General features: G+C 71.4%; 4 protein-coding genes. All 4 read left to right on the forward strand.

Going from position 1 to position 4781, the window contains the following annotated elements; all coding sequences use genetic code 11:
* Nucleotides 1-7 precede the first annotated feature (7 nt).
* The 4 genes from ruvB (at nucleotide 8) to secF (ending at nucleotide 4755) form a co-directional block, all read left to right on the forward strand.
* Nucleotides 8-1111 carry a Holliday junction branch migration DNA helicase RuvB gene (gene ruvB, locus ACFV0G_RS33095; RefSeq protein ID WP_380556001.1) on the forward strand — a complete coding sequence of 368 codons (1104 nt, stop codon included), beginning with the start codon at nucleotides 8-10 and terminating at the stop codon, nucleotides 1109-1111.
* Nucleotides 1112-1280: 169 nt separating this feature from the next.
* A complete protein-coding gene (gene yajC / locus ACFV0G_RS33100) occupies nucleotides 1281-1706 on the forward strand; it encodes a preprotein translocase subunit YajC (protein WP_380555995.1) in 426 nt (141 codons plus the stop codon).
* A gap of 147 nt (nucleotides 1707-1853) precedes the next feature.
* Nucleotides 1854-3650, forward strand: a complete 1797-nt coding sequence (gene secD, locus ACFV0G_RS33105; protein ID WP_380555997.1) for a protein translocase subunit SecD — start codon at nucleotides 1854-1856, stop codon at nucleotides 3648-3650.
* A gap of 4 nt (nucleotides 3651-3654) precedes the next feature.
* Nucleotides 3655-4755 carry a protein translocase subunit SecF gene (secF, locus tag ACFV0G_RS33110; protein WP_380555999.1) on the forward strand — a complete coding sequence of 367 codons (1101 nt, stop codon included), beginning with the start codon at nucleotides 3655-3657 and terminating at the stop codon, nucleotides 4753-4755.
* Nucleotides 4756-4781 lie beyond the last annotated feature (26 nt).

The following is a 4781-nucleotide window of genomic DNA, read 5'->3' on the forward strand; positions in this document are numbered from 1 at the left end:
GCACCCCTTGTCGACGTGGGCGCCCGCCCGGTGGCGCCCGCCCGACCCCCCCCCCCCCCCCCGCGGGGACCGGGCGCCCGCCGACGGCGAGGCCCCGGCGGTCGAGGCGGCCCTGCGCCCCAAGCAGCTCGACGAGTTCATCGGGCAGGAGCGGGTCCGCGAGCAGCTCTCGCTCGTCCTGCAGGCCGCCCGCCAGCGCGGCACCGCCCCGGACCACGTGCTGCTCAGCGGCCCGCCCGGGCTCGGCAAGACCACCCTTTCGATGATCATCGCGGCCGAGCTGGGCGCCCCGATCCGGATCACCTCCGGCCCGGCCATCCAGCACGCCGGCGACCTCGCCGCGATCCTCTCCTCGCTCACCGAGGGCGAGGTGCTGTTCCTCGACGAGATCCACCGGATGTCCCGGCCCGCCGAGGAGATGCTCTACATGGCGATGGAGGACTTCCGGGTCGACGTGATCGTCGGCAAGGGCCCGGGCGCCACCGCCATCCCGCTGGAGCTGCCGCCGTTCACCCTGGTCGGCGCCACCACCCGGGCCGGCCTGCTGCCCCCGCCGCTGCGCGACCGCTTCGGCTTCACCGGGCACATGGAGTTCTACGCCCCGGCCGAGCTGCAGCGCGTGGTGCACCGCTCCGCCGCCCTGCTGGACGTCGACATCGACCCGGCCGGCGCCGCCGAGATCGCCGGCCGCTCCCGCGGCACGCCGCGCATCGCCAACCGGCTGCTCCGCCGCGTCCGCGACTACGCCCAGGTCAGGCACGACGGCCTGGTCACCCGGGAGATCGCCGCCCAGGCCCTGGACGTGTACGAGGTGGACGCCCGCGGCCTGGACCGGCTCGACCGCGCGGTGCTGGACGCGCTGCTGCGGCTCTTCGGCGGCGGCCCGGTCGGGCTCTCCACGCTGGCCGTCGCAGTGGGGGAGGAGTCGGAGACGGTGGAGGAGGTCGCCGAGCCCTTCCTCGTCCGCGAGGGGCTGCTGGCCCGCACCCCGCGGGGCCGGATCGCCACCGCCGCGGCCTGGCAGCACCTCGGCCTGACCCCGCCCGTCCAGCTCGCCGGGCCGCGAACGGTCGCGCAGCCCGGACTGTTCCCGGAGGACCCGGCCGTGTGAGTCGGAAAACGAGTGCATGCCAAGGGTCGCCACTTTCGGCGGCACACTGGCATGCTTGGCGTTGTCCGCTGAGTTCGGGTCGCCTAGACTCCGCCGGACCGCCCCTCTCGACCGACGGGCCGACGAATACCAGGCTGCCGGCCGCGGCGGCCCGCAAAGGACCCTGGCTGTGTCTACTCTGATCATCTTCCTCCTCCCGATCGCTGCGATCTTCCTGATGTTCCGCTCGCAGAAGAAGCGGCAGCAGCAGCAGCAGTCGATGCAGGCGACGCTCCAGCCGGGCGCCGGCGTGCGGACCATCGGCGGCATGTACGCCCTGGTCAAGGCCGTCAACGAGGAGACCGTCGAGCTCGAGATCGCCCCGGGCGTGGTCACCCACTACACCAAGGGCGCCATCGCCGCCGTGCTGGAGCCGCTGGAGTACGACGCGATCATCAACGGCCGCCCGCAGGACGACGAGGCCGTGGAGGCCGTCGAGGCGGACGCCGTGGACGCCGCGGACGAGGTCGAGGGTGCCGAGGCCGGCGTCCTCAGCCTGAAGAAGGACGATTCGGGCAGTGCCCCCGCCGATGGCGAGACCCCCGAGAGCAAGTAGTACGGTCGGGCTCACCCGGCCCAGGCGGCAACCGGCCGCCGGCCCAGATGATCTCAGGGCCGCCCAGTGCCACCGTCCCCCGTCCCGCCGAGCGCCGGACCGGGGCGGCGCGGCCCGCGGCGGCAAGGACAGGGAGAAACGAGCAAGGTGGCAACACCCAAGTCGCGCCAGCGCGACGGCTACCCGGGGCGGGCGCTGGCCCTGATCCTGGCAGTGGCCGTCGGCCTGGTCGCCCTCATGTTCTGGAAGGGCCACACGACGCCCCGCCTCGGGATCGACCTCGCGGGTGGCACCAGTGTCACCCTGACCGCGAAGTCGGACGACAAGGCCGCGATCAACAAGTCCAACATGGACATCGCGGTCGGCATCATCCAGAAGCGCGTCAACGGCATGGGTGTCTCCGAGACGGAGGTCCAGACCCAGGGCAACAACAACATCGTCGTGAACATCCCCAACGGCGGTGACAAGCAGGCGGCGATCGAGCAGATCGGCACGACTGCCAAGCTCTACTTCCGTCCGGTGCTGGCCCTCGCCCCGACCGGGGTGAACCCGACGGCTCCCACCTCCTCGGCCGCCCCCTCCGGAAGCCCGAGCTCGGCCGCCAGCCCTTCGGCGACCTCCTCCGGTGCCGCCGCGACGTCCGGCAAGCCCAGTGCCTCGGCGAGCGCCAGCAAGGCCGGCCGCGCCGTCAGCGACGCCCTGAAGGCCGATCCGAGCAGCTCCGCGTCGGCCTCGGCCTCCAAGGCCGCCGCGCCGAGCGCCAGCGCCGCCCCGTCGGCCACCCAGAGCCTGACCCCCGAGCAGCTGACCGCGGCGCTGACCCAGGGGACCGTCCCGGCCGAGCTGCAGCAGCAGTTCGCCTCGCTGGACTGTTCCAACGCGGGTCAGCAGAAGGACTACCAGACCGACCCGAAGAAGAACGCGGTCGCCTGCTCCTACGACAAGGAGCAGGGCGTCTGGTACAAGTTCGCGCTCGGCCCGGTCGCTGTGAACGGTGCTGATGTGACCAAGGCGCAGGCCGTCTTCGACACCCAGCGCGCCGCCGGCTGGCAGGTGGACCTCTCCTTCAACGACGCCGGCTCCAAGGCCTTCGCCAGCACCACCGGCACCCTGGCCACCCAGGCCGCCCCGGCCAACCAGTTCGCCATCGTGCTCGACGGCAAGGTGGTCTCCCACCCGTACGTCAGCCAGTCGATCGCCGGCGGCTCGGCGACCATCTCCGGCAGCTTCAGCCAGCAGCAGGCCAACGGCCTCTCCAACGTGCTGAGCTACGGCGCGCTGCCGCTGACCTTCGACATGAGCGACGTCACCACCGTCTCGCCGCAGCTCGGTGGCGACCAGCTGCAGGCCGGCCTGATCGCCGGTGCGATCGGCCTCGCCCTGGTGGTCATCTACTCGCTGGTCTACTACCGCGGCCTCGGCCTGGTCTCCATCGCCGGTCTGATCGTCTCGGCGGGTCTGACCTACGCGATCATGTGCCTGCTCGGTGCCGGCATCGGCTTCGCGCTGAACCTGCCTGCGGTCTGCGGTGCGATCGTGGCGATCGGTATCACGGCGGACTCCTTCATCGTGTACTTCGAACGGATCCGCGACGAGGTCCGCGAGGGCGCCCCGCTGCGCCCGGCCGTCCAGCGCGCCTGGCCGCGCGCCCGCCGCACCATCCTGGTCTCCGACTTCGTGTCGTTCCTGTGTGCCGCGGTGCTCTACGTCGTGTCGGTCAGCAAGGTCCAGGGCTTCGCCTTCACCCTGGGTCTGACGACCCTGCTCGACATCGTGGTGATCTTCCTGTTCACCAAGCCGCTGATCACGCTGCTGGCCCGCCGCAAGTTCTTCGCGGACGGCCACCCGTGGTCCGGCCTGGACCCGAAGCGCCTCGGTGCCAAGCCGCCGATCCGCGGCGGTCGCCGCCGTACCGCCGCCACCTCGGCCACCAAGGAGGCCTGACGCCATGTCCCTCAGGAACATCGGCCACCGGCTCTACCAGGGCGAGGTCAGCTTCGACTTCGTCGGCAAGCGCAAGATCTGGTACTCGATCTCCGGCATCATCGTCGTGGTGGCGGCAATCGGCCTCGCCATGGGCCTGCACCTGGGCATCGAGTTCAAGGGCGGCTCGGTCTACACCGTGCAGAAGCCGGGCCTCTCGGTCTCGCAGGCGCAGGACGCCGCCAACAAGATCACCGGCGACTCCACGGCCGTGGTCCAGACGACCGGCGACGGCAAGATCCGCATCCAGGTCAGCTCCGAGGAGAAGGTCAGCGGCCCGGCGTTCGCGCTGGAGCTGTCCAAGGACCTCGGCGTCCAGGCCAAGGACATCGACGCCCAGGTGATCGGCCCCTCCTGGGGTCAGCAGATCTCCCAGAAGGCCCTGCTCGGCCTGGTCATCTTCATGGTGCTGGTCACCGTCTACATGGCCATCGCCTTCGAGTGGCGGATGGCGCTGGCCGCCCTGGTCGCGCTGATCCACGACCTCCTGATCACCATCGGCGTCTACGCCCTGGTCGGTTTCGAGGTCACCCCGGGTACGGTGATCGGCTTCCTGACGATCCTCGGCTACTCGCTCTACGACACGGTCGTCGTCTTCGACACCGTGAAGGAGAACACCCGGGGCATCGCCAAGCAGAACAAGCTCACCTACAGCGAGGCCGCCAACCACGGCCTCAACCAGACCCTGGTGCGCTCGATCAACACCACCGTGGTCGCCCTGCTGCCGGTCTCGGCGCTGCTGTTCATCGGCGGCGGCCTGCTCGGCGCCGGCACCCTGAACGACATCTCGCTGGCGCTGTTCATCGGCCTCGCGGCCGGTGCCTACTCCTCGATCTGCGTCGCCACCCCGCTGCTCGCGCAGCTGAAGGAGCAGACCCCGGAGATGCGCGCCCTGGCCAAGCGGGTCGCCCAGCGCCGCGCCGCCGACGCCAAGGCGGCCGAGGCCGCCGGGGACGCCCCGCAGACCGCGGACGAGGACGGCGCCGAGGCGGCCGCCGTCGTCGGCCAGCGCATCCAGCCCGTCGGCAAGGCCCGCTCGAAGGGCCGCCCCTCCGGCAAGCGCTGACGTCTCGGGGGGCCCCGCGCGGCGGG

This window comes from Kitasatospora sp. NPDC059571 (assembly GCF_042735675.1).
Taxonomy (GTDB): Bacteria; Actinomycetota; Actinomycetes; order Streptomycetales; family Streptomycetaceae; genus Kitasatospora.